This window comes from Kitasatospora sp. NPDC058048 (genome assembly GCF_042885555.1).
Classification (GTDB): domain Bacteria; phylum Actinomycetota; class Actinomycetes; order Streptomycetales; family Streptomycetaceae; genus Kitasatospora; species Kitasatospora lactacystinica.
Map to the genome: position 1 here is coordinate 184,418 of NZ_JBHVRT010000015.1, position 15,604 is coordinate 200,021.

The window sequence follows — 15,604 nt, forward strand, 5'->3', positions numbered from 1 at the left end:
GCCGTCACTTCTGCTTTGACTCAAGGGGGTTGGAGCTCGTGTCGAAAGGCTTCAGGGAAGACGGTCCGTCCGGCAGATCGGGGGCGTGCGCATGCTGATCCGCCTCACCGGTCTGGTGGCCGTCGAGCACCAGGACGGCGCCCCGCAGCACCTGTCCAGCGCCCAGGCCCAGGTGGCGTTCGCCCGCCTGGTGCTGGAGCGTTCCAGCGGTACCAGCCGCGACCAGCTGGCCGACACCATCTGGCCCGACGGCCTGCCCGACACCTGGGCCTCCGCGCTGCGCAGCGTGGTCTCCCGGGTGCGGGCCTTCGTCACCGCGCCGGGTCAGGGCCCGGGTGCGACCCCGTTGATCGCCCAGGGCGGGCGGTACGTGCTGCGGTTGCCCGCGGACGCGGCCGTGGACCTGGAGGCGGCGGCCTCGGCGGTGGGCGAGGCCGGGGAGGCGCTGGCGGCGGGCGGCCACGCGGTGGCCCAGCAGCTGGCCGCGGGGGCGCTGTCGAACCTGCGCGGGGCGTTCTTGCCCGATCACGAGGGCGAGTGGGCGCAGGGGGTGCGCGAGCACGTGGAGGAGTTGCGCATCGGTGCGCTGGAGACGGCGAGTCTGGCGGCCTCCGCGCTCGGTGAGGAGCACCACGCGCTGCGCTGGGCCGACGAGGCGGTGCGCCGGGCCCCGTTCCGCGAGAGCGCCTACCGCTGCCGGATGGAGGCGCTGGCCGCCGCCGGGAACCGGGCCGAGGCGCTGCGCTGCTACCAGCAGTTGCGTCAGGTGCTGGCGGAGGAGTTGGGCATCGACCCGGCCGCCGAGACCCAGGAGCTCTACCTCGCGCTGCTGCGCACCCCGGCCCCCGCGGCGCCCGCTCCGGCGGCGGTGCGGGCGGTGGACCCGGTGCTGATGGGGATCTTCGAGCCGCTGGCGCTGGCCCGCCTGGCCCGTCCGGCGCCCGCGCCGGTGCGGGCCGCCTGAGGCCCGCCCGCCCCTCCCCTCCCCTCTTCTTCCCTCCGCCGCCACCCGCCACCCGCCGCCCGCCACCCGCCACCCGCCGCCCGCCGCCCGGTGCCCGGCGCCGTCCGGCCCGGCCGGCGCGCCCGGCCCGTGCGCCGTGTCCGCCGTGTTCCGCCGCCCCGCCGGTCCCCCCGTCCGGCGGGGCGCGCGCGTGTGCCGCCCGGTCGCGCCCGGTCGCGGCCCGCCGGTGTCCCGCCGGTGTCCCGGGGGCGCGGGGCCTGCGGCGATGCCCGTCGCCGGTGCCTGTCGTGCCGGCGCCGTGTCCGGGCGGCGCGGCGGCCGTTGCGCGGTCGCGGCGCCGGGCCGCCCGGCCCGGGGGCGTGTTGCGCGGCTGTTGCGGTGAGCGTGGCGGCCGGGTCGGGCATAGTAGCGTCGTGTACGTGAAGTCGCGCACACGGCGCGGTCTTTGGCCATCGAACGGACGGGGGTCGAGTGTTGGGAAGGGGTGGTGGGTGTGGGACGGGCACGCGTGGCGGCGCGGGTGATCGTGCACCCTGGTGTGGAGGACGTGAGCGTCCAGCAGGTGCTGGAGGCGCTCGCTGATCCGGCCCGCAGGACGGTGGTGCGCACGCTCGCGCACTCGGGAGCCGATCTGAGCTGCGGTTCCTTCGACCTGCCGGTGGGGCGTTCGACCTCCAGCCACCACTTCGGTGTGCTGCGCGAGGCGGGGCTGCTGCGCCAGTACTACGTGGGCACCACCAAGATGAACGCGCTGCGCAGCGAGGAGCTGGAGCGGCGGTTCCCGGGGCTGCTGGCGGCGGTGGTGGCGGCCGCGGACGCGGAGGCCGGGCAGGGCGGCGGGGTGTGCGCGGGGCCGGGGGTGTGAGGGCGGGCCGGCCGGGCCGGTGGTGACGAACGCGCGGGCGCGGCGCGGGCGTTCGTCGTCGCGGGCCGCCGGGCCCCGCCTCCGGGCGTGTGCCTCCCGTCGAACTTCGACAGGCCCCGGAGCAAGGGGGTCGGGGCCCCGGCCGCACGGGGGTCGGGCGTGCGTCGGCCGGCTCCGGCACCCCGCGGGGGCGGGGCGGGCGGGGGCGGGGCGTAGGCTTGCCGCCCATGATCGACAGCGACGTCCCCGGCGGGGGACGGGACGGCACGCGCCGGTGGGTCCAGGGGCACCTCGGGCCCGGTGAACGCGTCACCGCGGTGACCGCGCTCAAGGGCGGCTGGACCTCGCGGATGCGCCGCCTGGACGTCGAACGCCCCGGCGGCGCGGACCCGTACGCGCTGGTGCTGCGCTCCTTCGTCAAGCCGTTCTACCGCCGCCACGCCCCGGGGCTGCTGGCCCGCGAGGCCGCCGTGCTGCGCCTGCTGGAGGGCAGCGGTGTCCCGGCGGCGCGGCTGGTCGCGGTGGACGCGGCGGGGGCGGTGTGCGAGCACCCGTCGCTGGTGATGACCCACCTGCCCGGCAGCGTGCGCCTGGCCGAGGACGGTGACGCGCCCGCCCGCGCCGACCTGCTGGCGGCCCAGCTGGCCGCCGTGCACGCCCTGGCGGTCGGCGAGCGGGAGCGGCCGCGCGCCTGGCAGGCGTGGACGGCCCCCGACCGGGTCGCCGTGCCCGCGCACACCGCCCGTACCGGCCTGTGGGAGCGGGCGGTGGAGGTGATCGGCGGCGAGGTGCCCGCGCACCGCGCCTGCTTCCTGCACCGCGACTTCCACCCCGGCAACGTGCTGTTCACCGGCACGGGCACCGGCCTCGCGGTCGCCGGGGTCGTCGACTGGGTGGAGACCTCCTGGGGCCCGGCCGACCTGGACGTCGCCCACTGCGCCACCGCCCTGGCCCTGCTGCACGGCCCCGGGGCGGGCCTGGCCTTCGCCGACCGCTACACCGCCGCCGGCGGCCGCGAACTCGCCGAGGGCCGCGCGCACCTGTACTGGCGGCTGCTGGACGCCCTCGCCTTCGCCCCCGACGCGCAGAAGGTCGCCGAGCCCTGGCGGGAACTGGGCCGCACCGACCTGACACCCGCCGTGCTGACCGGGCGCCTGGAGGACTACCTGCAGGGCCTGTTCGACCGCTACGCCTGAGGGGGCCCGGGCGGTTCGGGCCCCGGGCGGTTCGGGCCGCAGCGGGTTCGGGCCCCGGGCGGTTCGGGCGGGTGCGGGGGCCGCAGGCGCGGGCGGCGGTCGGGCGTGGGCGGGGCGGTCAGGCGTGGGGGCCGGCGTGGGCGAGCGGCGGGGCGATGGCCTGGGCGTCGGCGCCCTGGCCCACCCACAGGCCGATCAGCAGCGCCGCCGTCGCCTCCAGCAGGTGGGCGCGCTCCAGCGGCCCGGCCGTCAGCGGCTCGCAGCCCGTGTCCCGGACCAGGGCCGCAACAATGGCCAGCGCCCCCTCGTCGTCCCCGCACAATGGCACCGCCAGCGCCCGCCCGTCGAAGACCGGCGGGCGCAGGTCCCACACGCTCGCGTGGCAGAGGTTGAACGCCTTGACCACCCGCGCCCCGGGGGCGGCGGCCGCGATCCGCTCGGCCGCCGAGGGCCCCCGTCCGGTGGTCAGGGCGAAGCCCTCGCCCACCGGGTTGGAGCAGTCCACCACGGTGCGCCCCGCCAGCGCGAGCGCGTGCGCGCCGGCCACGGCGGGCGCGGCCCGGTGCGGGACGGCCAGCAGCACCGCGTCCCGCCCGTGCGCCACCGCCTGCCCGACCCCGCCCCACCGGGCACCGCCCGCGTCCCCCGCCGCACCGGCCGCCCGGCCCTCGTCGCGCCCGCCCACCAGCACCTCGTGCCCGGCCCGCACCCACGCGCCGCCCAGCGCCCGCGCCATCGCCCCGGTACCGACGATCCCGATCCTCATGCCACAACTCCCCTGTCCCCTGCGGCCCGTACGGCCTCGCCACGACAGTAGGCGCCGGATCGGGCACCATCCGGTACATGAGCGACCACCAGGACCTTCTCGCCGACTGCCCCGCCCGCCTCGCCTTCGACCTGCTCGCCCACACCTGGGACCCGGTCGTCCTGTGGGCGCTGCGCCACGGCCCCGTGCGCCCGCACCAACTGGTGCGGCGCATCGGCGGGATCAGCCCCAAGGTCCTCAACCAGTGCCTGCACCGCCTGCGCGACGCCGGCCTCGTCGAACGCCTCCCCCGCCCCGGCACGCCCCCGCACGTCGACTACGCCCTCACACCCCTGGGCCGCACCCTGCTCGACCCCCTCACCGCCCTCGGCGCCTGGGCCGCCGACCACGGCGACGCCGTCACCACCGCCCGCACCCGAGCCACCGGCTGACCACCCCCCGACCGCCCCCGCACGGACGCCCCGGGGGCGCGGCACAGGGAGACCGGGCCGGGCGGCGCGGAGAAGGTGATCCACCCCGTTGGTCCGCGACGGTACGCAGGGCCGCCTCCCCCGGGGGCCGGTCCTGAACCGTGCGCCGCCGCAGTTCGGCGGTTCATGCCGGTGTTCGGCCGGCGGGACTGGATCGAGGGAACACCACCGGAGGCCGGACAGGAATATCGCGACCTGCTCCAGGGCGAGATCTGCGCGGACTGCGGGCTCGCGCGGGACGTGCCGCCGGCTCCGGTCTCGGTGAACGACGACGGATCGGTGGGGATCTTCATGATCCCGCCCGGGGCCGGTCCCGGGCGGTTCTTCTGGGTCGGCAACGGCGACCGGGCGTTCTTCCCGACATTCCGGGAGATCTTCGAGTGCGCGGTCGAGCCCCAACGCCGGCGGAACGACGCCGTCGGACAGGTCACCGGAGACCTGGCCCGTGTTCCGGCTCACCCGCTACCGCAGGGCCGGCTGCCGGCCCGGGACCGACGGATCGGCACGGCGATCCCGCCGGATCCTCTCGAACAGCAACTCGCGCGGCCGAGCCACCCCGGCCTCCTGACATCACCGTGGTCAAGGACCACGGCCCGACAGCGGCCGACCGGAGCAGTTGATCGCCGTCCTCCGAACGCGGCGTGCCGCACCCGTACCCGGGGTGGCTCCCGATCCCGGCGTCCGAACCAGTGGTTCCCGATCCCACCGCCCGACCGGCCCTCGGAACACCTGCCCGATACGGGCGCGGTATCCCCTGGACCCGCAGCCCCGCGCCGCCCTCCGGGGGTGGCGCACCGGGAGGCGCACGCGCCGCGCCGCGCCCCGCACGGGATCGGCGGGGCGCGGCGCGTGGCCGGTGGTCTCCGGGGGCCGGCCGGGGCCGGGGCTGACGGCAGGTCAGGGGCTGTGGCCGGTGCTTCTCGGGGCGGGGCCGGTGCGGGTGCGGGTCAGGGGGTCGGGGCGGGGTGCGCCCGCTCCGGCCGCTCCGAGGGGTCCTGGCGGTCCTGGCCGGGGTCGAGGCGGCGGCGCAGGAGGACGGCGGTGAGGGCGGCCGCGGCGAGGGCGGCGCCGGCCAGGGGCAGGTGGCGGGGGCCGGCGGTGGTGACGACGGCTCCGCCGAGGGTGGTGCCCAGGGTGATGCCGAGGTTGGAGAAGGAGATGAAGAGGCTGTTGCCGAACTCGGGGGCGTCGGTGGCGTCGCGGGCGAGCCAGGCCTGGGTCACGGCCAGGCCGCCGGAGTGGACGGCGCCCCAGAGCAGGACGGTGGCGAGCATGGGGGCGGGGTGGGGGCCGGCGGCGTCGAGGAGGAGGTAGAGGGCGAGGTAGAGGATCGGGTAGGCGGTGACGGTGCGCAGGGGGGAGCGTTCCAGCAGGCGGCCGAAGACGAGGTTGCCGGCGGTCATGACGACGCCGAAGGCCATCAGGGCGGGGCCGGTGAGGGAGGTGTCGAGGCCGGTGACGTTCTGGAGGTATTCGGCGATGTAGCCGTAGCCGCTGAACATCGCGGCGAACACCAGGGTGACGGCGGCGACGGCCAGCCACAGCCGGCCCCGGCGCAGGATGCCCAGCTGGCCGCCGTAGGTGGGGCGCTGGGTGTCGGGCAGGTCGGGGAAGAAGGCGAGGACGCCGGCGCAGGCGATCAGGTTGAGGGCGGCGGCGCTCCAGAACGCGGCGGGCAGGCAGAGGTGGTCGGCGAGGTAGGAGGTGAGGGGGACGCCGAACGCGAAGCCGGCGCTGACGCCCGCGAAGACGGTGGTGGCGGCGCGCGCGGCTTTTCCGGGCGCGGCGAGGCGGGTGGCGGCGGTGAGGGCGAGGGCGAAGAAGACGGGGTGGAACAGGGCGGGCAGGATCCGCAGGGCGAGGACGAGGGGGAAGGAGTCGCTGAGCGCGTAGAGCGCGTTGGAGCCGGCGAAGACGGCAAGTGCCGTGGCCAGCACGGTCTTTCGGCGCAGGCGCGAGGCGAGCAGGACGCCGGCGGGGCCGGTGGCGGCGACGGTGAGGGCGAAGGCGCCGACGAGCCATCCGGCGGTGGCGGGGGCCACGTGCAGGCGTTCGGCCAGGGCGGGCAGGACGCCGACGACGCCCATCTCGGTGGTGATGATGCCGAACACACCCAGGGCCAGGACCGGGACGGCCAGGGCGTTTCGGGCGGGAGCGGTGCGGTGCACGACAGCCTCCAATGGATACACAAATCTAGATAGTTGGATGCGTAAGGGCCGAAGAAAAGGGGGCGCCGACCGGGCGCCCCCGCTCGGAGGGGGGTGCGGTGCGCACGTCCGCGCGTCCGCACGTTCGCGCGTCCGCATGTGCACGGGCGCGCATGTGTGTGCGTGCGGGTGTGTACGCGCGGGTGTTGTGCGCGTGCGCCGTGCGCGGGTGTCAGAGTTCGTCGCGCACGTAGGCGGCGAAGGCGGCGATGGTCTCCTCGTTGCGCCGGTAGAAGGTCCACTTGCCGACGCGCTCGGACACCAGCAGTCCGGCCTCGCGCAGGATCTGGAGGTAGCCGGAGACCACCGACTGGGCCAGCCCCGAGCGTTCCTGGATGTCGGTGACGCACACGCCGATGTGGAAGCCGACGCCGCGCTCGCGGTAGTACGGCTCGTCGAAGTAGCGCTCGGGCGTCTTGAGCCAGCGCAGGAAGTCCGCGCGCGCCGGGTTCGCGAGCGCCTTGTGCACGGCCAGCGGGTCCAGCTCCACCGCACACCCTCCTTCCCGTCGCCCGGCCCCTCGCCGGACGTATCTAATATTCTGGATACGACCTTGAGGTGTCAAGGCGGGCCTCCCCGGGCCGGGCGGCGGGGCGGCCGGACCGGGACGGCGGGCGGGACCGGCCGGCCGGCGGGCGGGGCGGGTGCGCGCCGGGTGGCGTGCGACCTCGGACCACGGCGGCGCGGGTGGTGCGGCGGCGCGCCGGTGCTTCACCCCCACGAGTGATTGTGACGCTGTGCGCAGCAGCGGACACTCTGGGTATCCGGAGGGCTCGTGGGGGGCTCTCCCGGCGCGAGGAGAGCCGTCATGGCCGCAAGCGAACCCACCGCCTCCCAGGTCCCGCAGATCACGGGCCACCTGCAGTCCGCCGGCGGGGAGCAGCGCCTCGCGGACGTCGGTGGCAACGTCGGTGCCGTGTGGCGGGGGTGGGTGATGTGGGGCCCGGGCAACGGGACGTTCAACCTGCAGATCCCGTGGAACGTGATCGGGATCGACTCGACGGTGGTCATCACGGCTTCCGAGACCGATTCCAACGGGAACCGGTTCGTCGGTGCCGCGCCCTTCCAGGTGTCGAGCATCGCCCCCGGGAACGGGGTGGTGACCTTCAAGATCAGTATCGGCTGGAACAGCCCGCTGACGATGCGCACCGACATCGTGGTCCTCAACTGACCGGGCCTGCCGGGCCGGTGGCCGCAGCCTCGCGGTGACGGACCGGTGCCCCCCGCCCCGTCGCGTTCGCGGATCCCCCCGCGGACGCCGCGGGGTGAGCGCCTTTCCGGGCGACGCGCGCCGGGCGCGGGGGGGCCGTCCGGGGCGGGTCAGTCGTCGGCGGCGACCAGGAGGGTGACGGTGTCCGTGGCGCGGTCGACGAGGACGAGTTCGTGGAAGTCGGTGTGGACGGGGCCGTAGTCGTGGCGGGCGTCCTCGGGAGGGTGCACGAGCAGGTAGCGGGCGTGGGCCCGGCGGGCGGGGGCGTGGACCTCCCGTTCCAGCCGTGCGAGGAGCGCCGGCGGCACCGGGCCGTGCTGCAGCGTCCAGGTCTCGAGGAGGTCGACCGCCGCCTGCGCCGGTACGGGCGCGTAGCTGTCGGGCGTGATCCGCTCCACCCACCACTGCCCGTGCCGCGGCCAGTCCCGGGCCCCGGCCCCGTCGTAGGTGTCCCGGAACTGCGGGTGCGCGATCAGTGCGGCCAGTACGTCCCGGTCGTGCGTCCCGGTGCCGCCCAGCCCGAAGCGCTTGATGTCGACCCACCGGAAGGCGTGCCGGTTCCCCTCGAAGCCGAAGTCCCCGAAGTCGACCAGTGTCCGCTCCAGGTGGACGAGTTCCGCCGTGGTCTCCATGCCCCGCATCGTAGGGGGTTCGCGCGCTTGCGCGCCTCCCTCCCCGCCCGCTCCGTCCCCCGGGCCCCGCCCGGCCCCTCCCCCGGGGCCGGGGTGGCGGGCCCGGGCCGTGGCGGGCCCGGGCTGTGGCGGGCTCAGGCCGTGGCTCGGGCCCCGCCGGGGGCGGGGGTGCGCACGACGGCGTCCAGGGCCGGGGCGATGACGGCGAAGCAGTTCTCCGTCAGCACCGCGATGTCCACCCCGCCGCCGTCCCCGCCCGCGCCCTCGCCGTCGTCGGCGCCCTCACCACTGCCGGCGGCGTCGGCGTCGGCGGTGCTCCAGCGCTGCAGGACGGTGTGGAAGGCCGCCAGCGCCATGTCCGCGGCCAGCCGCGGGTACAGCTCGCGCGCGGCGTCCAGGCCCAGGCGGCGGGCGAGCTGCGCGGCGAGCTCGTCGCGCCACTGCGCCTGGCGTTCCAGGAAGCGGGCGAGCAGGGCGGGGGTGGTGAGGATCAGCCGCACCACCCTGCGGGCGCGTTCCTCGTGCCCGGCGCAGTCCTCCACGCAGCGCCACACCGCGTGCCGCAGCGCGACCGAGGGCGTCTCCTGGGCCGGGCGGGCGGCCAGTTCCTCGCGCATGGCGGCGCCGAGCGCGGCCAGGAACTGGACCACCACGTCCTCCTTGGACGCGAAGTAGCGGAAGAAGGTGCGCTTGGACACCCCCGCGGCGGTGGCGATCTCGTCCACCGTGACGGCGTCGAACCCGCCGCCGGCCAGCAGGTCCAGGGCCGCGCGGGTCAGCTCGTCGGCGACGAGCTGGCGCTTGCGCTGGGCCAGGGTGGCGGCGGGTCGGGAGGTCACCGCCCCATCCTAGCCCCCACGCCATTCACGTCATCGAACGTCAGTCTTGACACTTGGTGACATGCAGGGCAGCGTGAGCCGTATGACACCGAGCAACCGGACCCCCGCCCCCGCCCCGGACCTCAGCGGGCGGGTGTTCGTCGTCACCGGCGCCGCCGGCGGCCTGGGCCTGGCCACCACCACCGCCCTCGCCCGCCGCGGCGCCCACGTCGTCCTCGCCGTACGCGACGAGGCCAAGGGCCACCGCGCCACCGCCCACCTGAACACGCAACGCAGCGGCGCCCGCCTGGACGTACGCCGCCTGGACCTCGCCGACCCCGACAGCGTGCGCGCCTTCGCCCGGCGCCTGCGCGAGGACGGCGTGCACCCCGACGTCCTGGTCAACAACGCCGGCGTCATGGCACCCCCGCGCACCCTCACCCCCCACGGCCACGAACTCCAGCTCGCCGTCAACCACCTCGGCCACTTCGCCCTCACCGCCCACCTCATCGACCTGCTCGCCCGCGGCCGCGACCCCCGCGTGGTCACCGTCACCTCCGCCAACCACCGCCGCGCCCGCATCGACTTCGACGACCTGAACGGCGAACACGCCTACTCCCCCATGGGCCACTACAACCAGTCCAAACTCGCCAACGCCGTCTTCGCCCTCGAACTGCACCGCCGCCTGAACGCCGCCCGCAGCCCCGTGCGCAGCGTGCTCGCCCACCCCGGCTACGCCGCCACCGCCCTGCCCCGCACCGGCACCGTCGCCGGGGTGCGGCTGCTGTTCGGACACCTGCTGCGCCCGCTCGCGCAGTCCCCCGCCCGCGGGGCGCTGGCCCAGCTGCACGCGGCGACCGCGCCGCAGGTGCGCGGCGGGGAACTGTACGGACCGAGCGGCATCGGCGAACTGCGCGGAACGCCCGCGCTCACCTCGCCGGCGCCCCGCGCGCGGGACGAGGCGGTGGGGCGGCGGCTGTGGGAGGTGTCGCAGGACCTGACCGGGGTGACCTTCACCGTCCCCGGGACCGACGGCGCCTGACCCCGCGCCCGCGCCGGGTGCGGGGCCGGGGCGGGGACGGGTGCGGAACCGGGCGGGGTGTCCGGTCGGTGGCCGGTCGGTGGCCGCCCCCTGGCGGCGGCCGGGGCGGGCAGTAGGATCGGCGACGTTGCATCCCGTACACACCGCTGGTAGGAGGCTTTTCATGGCTCAGGTCACGCTGAAGGGGAACCCGGTGCAGGTCGGTGGCGCGCTGCCCGCCGCCGGCAGCCAGGCGCCCGCGTTCACGCTGGTCGGCGAGGGGCTCGCGGACGTGTCCCTGAAGGACTTCGCGGGCAGGCGCAAGGTCCTGAACATCTTCCCCAGCGTCGACACCCCCACCTGCGCGACCTCGGTGCGCACGTTCAACGCCAAGGCCGGTTCGCTGGACAACACCGTGGTGCTGTGCGTGTCGGCCGACCTGCCGTTCGCGCAGGCCCGGTTCTGCGGCGCCGAGGGCCTGGAGAACGTCAAGACCCTCTCCACCCTGCGCGGGCGGGACTTCCACGACGTGTACGGCGTGGCGATCGCCGACGGCCCGCTGGCCGGCCTGACCGCCCGCGCCGTCGTCGTCCTGGACGAGAACGACACCGTCCTGCACACCGAGCTGGTCGCGGAGATCGCCGACGAGCCGAACTACGAGGCCGCGCTCGCCGCCCTCAACTGACCCGCCCGGCACCGCACATCCCCGGTGCCGCCCCGCGGTCCGCGGACCGTGTCCGCGGTCGGTGTCCGTGACGGCCCGCCCCGCGCCCTGCCCCGCCCGCCCCGAAGGCGGCGGGCAGGGCCGGCGGCGGGCCGCCGCACACCCGCCCGCACACCCGCGTTCCCGCCGCGTTCCCGCCGTCCTGCCCGGCACCGGCAGCGGTCCTCGGCGACACCCGGACGGCACGCACCCCCGCCCCGGGCACGGCCGGGCCCGCACTCCCCGCCCGCGCCCGCGCCCGGGGAGGCGACCGGCGGCGCCGACGCCACGGCCGACCCCACCCCGACACGACCGGTGCAACCCGGCCGCAGGAGCAGCACGCATGGATCTCACCGGCAAGCACGTGGTGGTCACCGGCGCCGGACGCGGCTTCGGCAGGGCCCTGGCCCTGCACGCCGGCCGCAGCGGCGCGCGCCTGTTCCTCTCCGCCCGCACCGCGGCCGCAGCCCACGGCACCGCCCGCGAGGTGACGGCCGACAGCGGCGCACACGTGGACGCGTTCGCCTGCGACCTCGCCGACCCGGCCACCGTACGGGACTTCGCCCAGGCCGTCGCCGCCCGCACCGACCGGGTGGACGTGCTCGTCAACAACGGCGCCCGCTACCTGCACGGCCCCGACCTGTGGGACGCCGACGACGAGGCGATCACCGACACCGTCGCCTCCGCCGCCACCGGCACCCTGCTGACCGTCAAGCACTTCCTGCCCCTGCTGCGCGCCTCCCCGGGCGCCGACGTCGTCAACCTGGTCTCCTCCGCCGCCGAGACCCGCGACCACCGCTCCGAGGCCCACCCCGCGTTCTACGCCGCCAAGGCCGCCCAGGCCGGCTTCGCCGACGTCCTGTCCCACCGGCTGCGCCCCGAGGGCATCCGGGTCATCTCGCTCTACCCGCCGGACTTCACGGACGGCGACCCCCTCCACCCCGACTGGGACCACGCCCCCCGCACCGCACACGACCCGCTGAGCGCCCGGTCCGTCCTCGACTGCATCCTGTTCGCGATCGGCCAGCCCCGCGACTGCTTCATCCGCTCCTTCCACTTCGAGCAGCTGTAACCCCCGGCCCCCGGCCCCCGAGCGCCGGGCGCCGGGCGCCGGGCGCAGCAGCGGGAGGCGCGGGCGGTGCCGGCCGCGTCGGGACGGTCCGGGTGGTGGCGGCGTTCGGCCGAACGCCGCCGTGCCTGCCGCGCGTTCGCGCCCCGCACCGGCCCGCACGCGCGGCCGGGCCGCCCCGGCACCCCCTTCCGGGAAGCCGGACCGCCACGACACAATCGGCGCATGAGCGATCCTCTGAGCCAGGCATGGGACTTCCAGCTCCGGGCCGCGGCGGACCAGGACGAGTACTGCCGCGTTCCCGGCCGGTCCTGGATCCCGCCCATCCTCGAGGACCTGGTCCTCGCCGCGAGAAACACCCCGCTGAGCCGCTACTACCCCTTCACCAGCCATGCGTCGCTGCGCTTCAGCACAGGGCCCCGCTGGTGGCTCGGCGACGGCGAGGTCCTGGCCCACGCCATCGCCCTCGTCCCCGAAGGCCACTACCTCGTCCACACCCAGGCCTCGCCCGACCGGCCGCCCACGGTGGAACTCGAAACCGCCAGCGCCGAGGAGGCACTGGCCAGGCTCGCGGAACTGGCCGCCTCCTCCTCCTGAACCCCGCCCACCGGCCCGAGCGCCCGAGCGCCCGGGGGCTCAGGGGCTCAGGAGGGACCGGTCCCGGGGGCGGCGGGGGTGCGACCGCGCACCGGACGGGCCCGGCGTCAAATGAGCCAGGGCCGTCACGGGGATCCCGGGCGTCACGAGCGTCGCGGGGGCCGGCCGGTCGAAGCGGCCGGCCGGCCAGGGCCAGCGGCACGAGCCGGCCGGCCAGGGCCTCCTGCGGGCAAAGCACGAACTCCGCGCGGTCAGCGGGGCGTTGACGACGCCCGCAGCGGCGCACCGGTCGATCCCGAGGGCCACACCGGTCACCTCCACGGCGTTGTTCCCGACCGTGCCCTCCCCGACCCCGCGGTCGCAGGACACGATGTCGTCGTGCAGGCTCACCGCGTCCACGAACACGTTCACCGCGGCGCGCAGCGCCCGGTCGTGACCACGTGCCGCTGCTCGCCGCCCCCTGTCACGCCGTCCTCTCCCGCTGTCGGACGACGGCGGTGCCGCCGGCCAGGTCGACACCCGTGCGCGGCGGGGCACCGGCGTGGTCGTCGTCCCGCACGACCAGTTGAGTGCGCCGCTGCTCGATCTGCACGCGCTTGTTGGCGTTGAAGAAGGCGTGCAACTCCTCGGTCGCGGTGGCGCCGAGGCCGAGCCCGCCGCTTCGCGGCCGCGTGGTCAGGCGGCGGCACAGCCATCCCGGACGGCCGGATCGCACCACGAGATGCCGGATCGAGGCCAGTGTGAAGGGCACGATCACCAGCACTGCCATGAAAAGCAGACCCGCCGTCATCACCATGGCGGCCCAACGCGCGAAGGCGACACATCCGTTCCCGGCCGGTGCCGCCCGTCAGGACGGCGCCCGTCGGAGCGGCGCCGGTCAGGGCCATTCGCCGATCGCGGCGACCGGCACCGTCGTTTCGCAGCGGACAGCGAGCCTGTCGCACCGTGCGGCCGTCGCGCGGTTTCGCTTCAGCCGGTCGCTCCCGCGCTCCACCACGCGGCACTGCTCGCGGACGTCCTCGTCGAACTCCGGCGGCCGGCCACCGCGGGAGCCGCGCTTCTCGCGGTCGGCGATCCGCTCGCGCTTGTCCGGGCCCGTGCACCGGATGCCACGCCCGCGCCACACGCAGCCCGCAGCAGGCCCCGGCGCACCGCACGCAGATCGCGGGCGGCACGCACCACGCGTGGACAGAGGGCCTCGACCGAAGCGAGCGGTGACCAGGAACGCCACCGCCGGACAGGAGCCGGGCCACGCCCGCCGCGCCGACAGCAGGACCCCGCTCATGCCCGCACCCCCCGCACCCCCCGCACCCCACCGCGCCCTGCTCTGCTCTGCTCTGCGACGTCGGAGTCCGACAGGACGGAAGGACGGAAGGACATTCCGAACGGCCGGGCCCCACAGGCCCCGTCGGACCCCGAGGGGAGGGGACGACGCCCTGTCGGGACGGCTCCCGCGGCACCGGCACCGGTACCGCGCAGGCACCGGCACCACCCACAGGTCGGCCCCGGCACGGGACGGGCACCGCACCGCTGCGGCCCCGGCCACGGCCGGGACCCGGCCCGACCGGCGAGACCGCGCACGAGCCGGACGGGACACGGCGGGCACGGGTACGCCCCCTCGGGATCCCCCCGGGCACAGCACCCGACGGGACCGAAGGAGGGCGTGAGGCCTTCGGAGCAGGCCTTGCGGACGGGCCCCCGGCCCCGGCCCCGCCGACCCGAACACGAGCCCCGAAGCGGCCCGGGCCCGGCCGGCACCGGTCCGTCACTCACTCACCCCGCTGGATGCGCCCGGAGAGCTTCGGCGGCGGCCTCTCAGATTCCGTCGCCGCTACCGGAATGGGCGCTGGAGCCGTGCGAGTCGCCCTCGGATCGGGCGACGCTCTCCCTGGTGGCACGGCCACCGAGCATGCCGGCGCGGGCGGCGAACTCCGGCACCAGCACACGCAGCGCCCGGCGTCCGTGCAACGCGACAAGGAGCCCGGTGTGCCCCGGCCCGGCCGGGGCGGCAGCGGGAAGGGGATGCAGGCGGCGCATCTCGCGCAACAGCCGGTACCCGGCCGGCGTCCGTGCCGGGGCGCACAGGACGGTGAGTGAGAGCACGGCCAGGGGCAGACCCGTCCAGAGGGCTCCCCGCGCCGCGACGGCCACCGCCGCACCGCCTGCCGCAAGGGCCGGCAGGGCGGCCGCGGTCAGCCTGGCCCGGCCGCACCGCAGGCCACGCCCGGCCAGTTCGGCGCGCACCTGCTCCCGGGCCCGCCGCACAGCCGGAGCGGCGGCGGCGTCGGCCAACGACAGCTCCCGGCCCAACGCCGCCCACACGGCCCGGTGCAGGGACGTCGCGTCACGTCCGGGGCCGGAATGCACCACCCGCCGCAGCAGGCCACGCCGGCCGACATCGACCGCCCCCGCGAGGTGGAGTTCCACCACGGCCACCGTCAGCGCGGCCTTCGAACCGCCCCGCACCGCCGCGACACCGGCCGCCGCCAGACCGTCCGCCCGCCCCCCGGCGGGCAGCCACCGCAACAACCCCGCACCGACGAGCCCGGCCACCACCCACACGAGACCGATCGATCCCATCACGCCCCCCGTCAACGGACGGCAGGCCCTCCCCGGCCTGCCCCCGGAAGAATGACACGGCCCGATGACCACCGCTCGGCAGTCGGGCCCCGGCCCTGCGTCCGCCGCAGGCCACCGGCAGATCGCAGGGACCACCGTCCGCCACCACCGACCACGCGACAAAAACCTCAGCGGCCGCCGACCGTGGGAGCCGCGCTCCTCACGGTCGGCGGACCGCGCCGGCACGAGCGCGCCGGTACGAGCGGACCGCTACGAGCGGGCCGGTACGGAGCCGGCCGCCCCGGACACGGGCGTGGGGGGCCGCCCCCCGCGGGGGGGGGGGGCCGGGGGGGGGGGGGGGGGGGGGGGGGGGGGGGGGGGGGGGGGGGGGGGGGGGGGGGGGGGGGGGGGGGGGGGGGGGGGGGGGGGGGGGGGGGGGGGGGGGCGGTGGCGAGGCGTTCGGCCAGGGCGCGGGGGGTGCCGTCGGCGAGGGCGTCCAGGGCGGCGGTGTAGGCGGTGTTCCAGTG

Annotated in this window: 16 protein-coding genes; 9 read left to right on the forward strand and 7 right to left on the reverse strand. The window is 76.6% G+C overall.

Features of this window, described 5'->3' with window-relative positions:
• Positions 1 to 91: 91 nt before the first annotated feature.
• From ACFVVA_RS18380 to ACFVVA_RS18390, 3 genes are all read left to right on the forward strand, one after another.
• Positions 92 to 964: a BTAD domain-containing putative transcriptional regulator gene (locus ACFVVA_RS18380; RefSeq protein ID WP_387690744.1), complete on the forward strand. Its 873-nt coding sequence runs from the start codon at positions 92 to 94 to the stop codon at positions 962 to 964.
• Between the two features lie 493 nt (positions 965 to 1,457).
• The gene (locus tag ACFVVA_RS18385; protein WP_359911921.1) at positions 1,458 to 1,829 is read left to right on the forward strand and encodes a helix-turn-helix transcriptional regulator; all 372 of its coding nucleotides are present in this window, start codon (positions 1,458 to 1,460) and stop codon (positions 1,827 to 1,829) included.
• A gap of 227 nt (positions 1,830 to 2,056) precedes the next feature.
• Entirely contained in the window at positions 2,057 to 3,025 is a 969-nt protein-coding gene (locus ACFVVA_RS18390; protein WP_387690697.1) for a phosphotransferase family protein, read from the forward strand.
• Between the two features lie 118 nt (positions 3,026 to 3,143).
• Here the strand turns inward: ACFVVA_RS18390 and ACFVVA_RS18395 are convergent, their stop codons facing one another.
• A complete protein-coding gene (locus tag ACFVVA_RS18395; RefSeq protein ID WP_387690699.1) occupies positions 3,144 to 3,791 on the reverse strand; it encodes an NADPH-dependent F420 reductase in 648 nt (215 codons plus the stop codon).
• 77 nt (positions 3,792 to 3,868) lie between these two features.
• On the opposite strand from ACFVVA_RS18395, the gene ACFVVA_RS18400 reads away from it, so the two are divergent.
• Entirely contained in the window at positions 3,869 to 4,222 is a 354-nt protein-coding gene (locus ACFVVA_RS18400; protein WP_387690701.1) for a winged helix-turn-helix transcriptional regulator, read from the forward strand.
• Positions 4,223 to 5,208: 986 nt separating this feature from the next.
• Here ACFVVA_RS18400 and ACFVVA_RS18405 read toward each other — a convergent pair.
• Together ACFVVA_RS18405 and ACFVVA_RS18410 are read right to left on the reverse strand one after the other, a co-directional pair.
• Positions 5,209 to 6,429: an MFS transporter gene (locus ACFVVA_RS18405; protein WP_387690703.1), complete on the reverse strand. Its 1,221-nt coding sequence runs from the start codon at positions 6,427 to 6,429 to the stop codon at positions 5,209 to 5,211.
• Positions 6,430 to 6,640: 211 nt separating this feature from the next.
• On the reverse strand, positions 6,641 to 6,958 hold the full coding sequence (locus ACFVVA_RS18410; protein ID WP_387690705.1) for an ArsR/SmtB family transcription factor: 318 nt from the start codon (positions 6,956 to 6,958) through the stop codon (positions 6,641 to 6,643).
• Between the two features lie 318 nt (positions 6,959 to 7,276).
• Between ACFVVA_RS18410 and ACFVVA_RS18415 the strand changes: the two genes are divergently transcribed.
• Positions 7,277 to 7,639: a hypothetical protein gene (locus ACFVVA_RS18415; protein WP_387690707.1), complete on the forward strand. Its 363-nt coding sequence runs from the start codon at positions 7,277 to 7,279 to the stop codon at positions 7,637 to 7,639.
• Positions 7,640 to 7,788: 149 nt separating this feature from the next.
• Here the strand turns inward: ACFVVA_RS18415 and ACFVVA_RS18420 are convergent, their stop codons facing one another.
• Together ACFVVA_RS18420 and ACFVVA_RS18425 are read right to left on the reverse strand one after the other, a co-directional pair.
• Positions 7,789 to 8,310, reverse strand: a complete 522-nt coding sequence (locus tag ACFVVA_RS18420; RefSeq protein ID WP_387690709.1) for a hypothetical protein — start codon at positions 8,308 to 8,310, stop codon at positions 7,789 to 7,791.
• A gap of 134 nt (positions 8,311 to 8,444) precedes the next feature.
• Positions 8,445 to 9,149, reverse strand: a complete 705-nt coding sequence (locus ACFVVA_RS18425; protein WP_387690711.1) for a TetR family transcriptional regulator — start codon at positions 9,147 to 9,149, stop codon at positions 8,445 to 8,447.
• An 82-nt stretch (positions 9,150 to 9,231) separates the two neighbouring features.
• Here ACFVVA_RS18425 and ACFVVA_RS18430 point away from each other — a divergent pair, with 82 nt between their 5' ends.
• From ACFVVA_RS18430 to ACFVVA_RS18445, 4 genes are all read left to right on the forward strand, one after another.
• On the forward strand, positions 9,232 to 10,170 hold the full coding sequence (locus ACFVVA_RS18430; protein WP_387690712.1) for an oxidoreductase: 939 nt from the start codon (positions 9,232 to 9,234) through the stop codon (positions 10,168 to 10,170).
• Between the two features lie 163 nt (positions 10,171 to 10,333).
• Positions 10,334 to 10,834, forward strand: a complete 501-nt coding sequence (gene tpx / locus ACFVVA_RS18435) for a thiol peroxidase (protein ID WP_387690714.1) — start codon at positions 10,334 to 10,336, stop codon at positions 10,832 to 10,834.
• Between the two features lie 361 nt (positions 10,835 to 11,195).
• Positions 11,196 to 11,924, forward strand: a complete 729-nt coding sequence (locus tag ACFVVA_RS18440) for an SDR family oxidoreductase (protein ID WP_387690715.1) — start codon at positions 11,196 to 11,198, stop codon at positions 11,922 to 11,924.
• Positions 11,925 to 12,146: 222 nt separating this feature from the next.
• On the forward strand, positions 12,147 to 12,518 hold the full coding sequence (locus ACFVVA_RS18445) for a DUF6193 family natural product biosynthesis protein (protein ID WP_387690717.1): 372 nt from the start codon (positions 12,147 to 12,149) through the stop codon (positions 12,516 to 12,518).
• Positions 12,519 to 12,981: 463 nt separating this feature from the next.
• On the opposite strand, the gene ACFVVA_RS18450 is transcribed toward ACFVVA_RS18445, so the two are convergent.
• Together ACFVVA_RS18450 and ACFVVA_RS18455 are read right to left on the reverse strand one after the other, a co-directional pair.
• Positions 12,982 to 13,314: a DUF6191 domain-containing protein gene (locus ACFVVA_RS18450; protein WP_387690719.1), complete on the reverse strand. Its 333-nt coding sequence runs from the start codon at positions 13,312 to 13,314 to the stop codon at positions 12,982 to 12,984.
• Positions 13,315 to 14,333: 1,019 nt separating this feature from the next.
• Complete coding sequence (locus ACFVVA_RS18455; RefSeq protein WP_387690720.1) at positions 14,334 to 15,098, reverse strand: TIGR04222 domain-containing membrane protein; 765 nt, start codon at positions 15,096 to 15,098, stop codon at positions 14,334 to 14,336.
• Positions 15,099 to 15,604 lie beyond the last annotated feature (506 nt).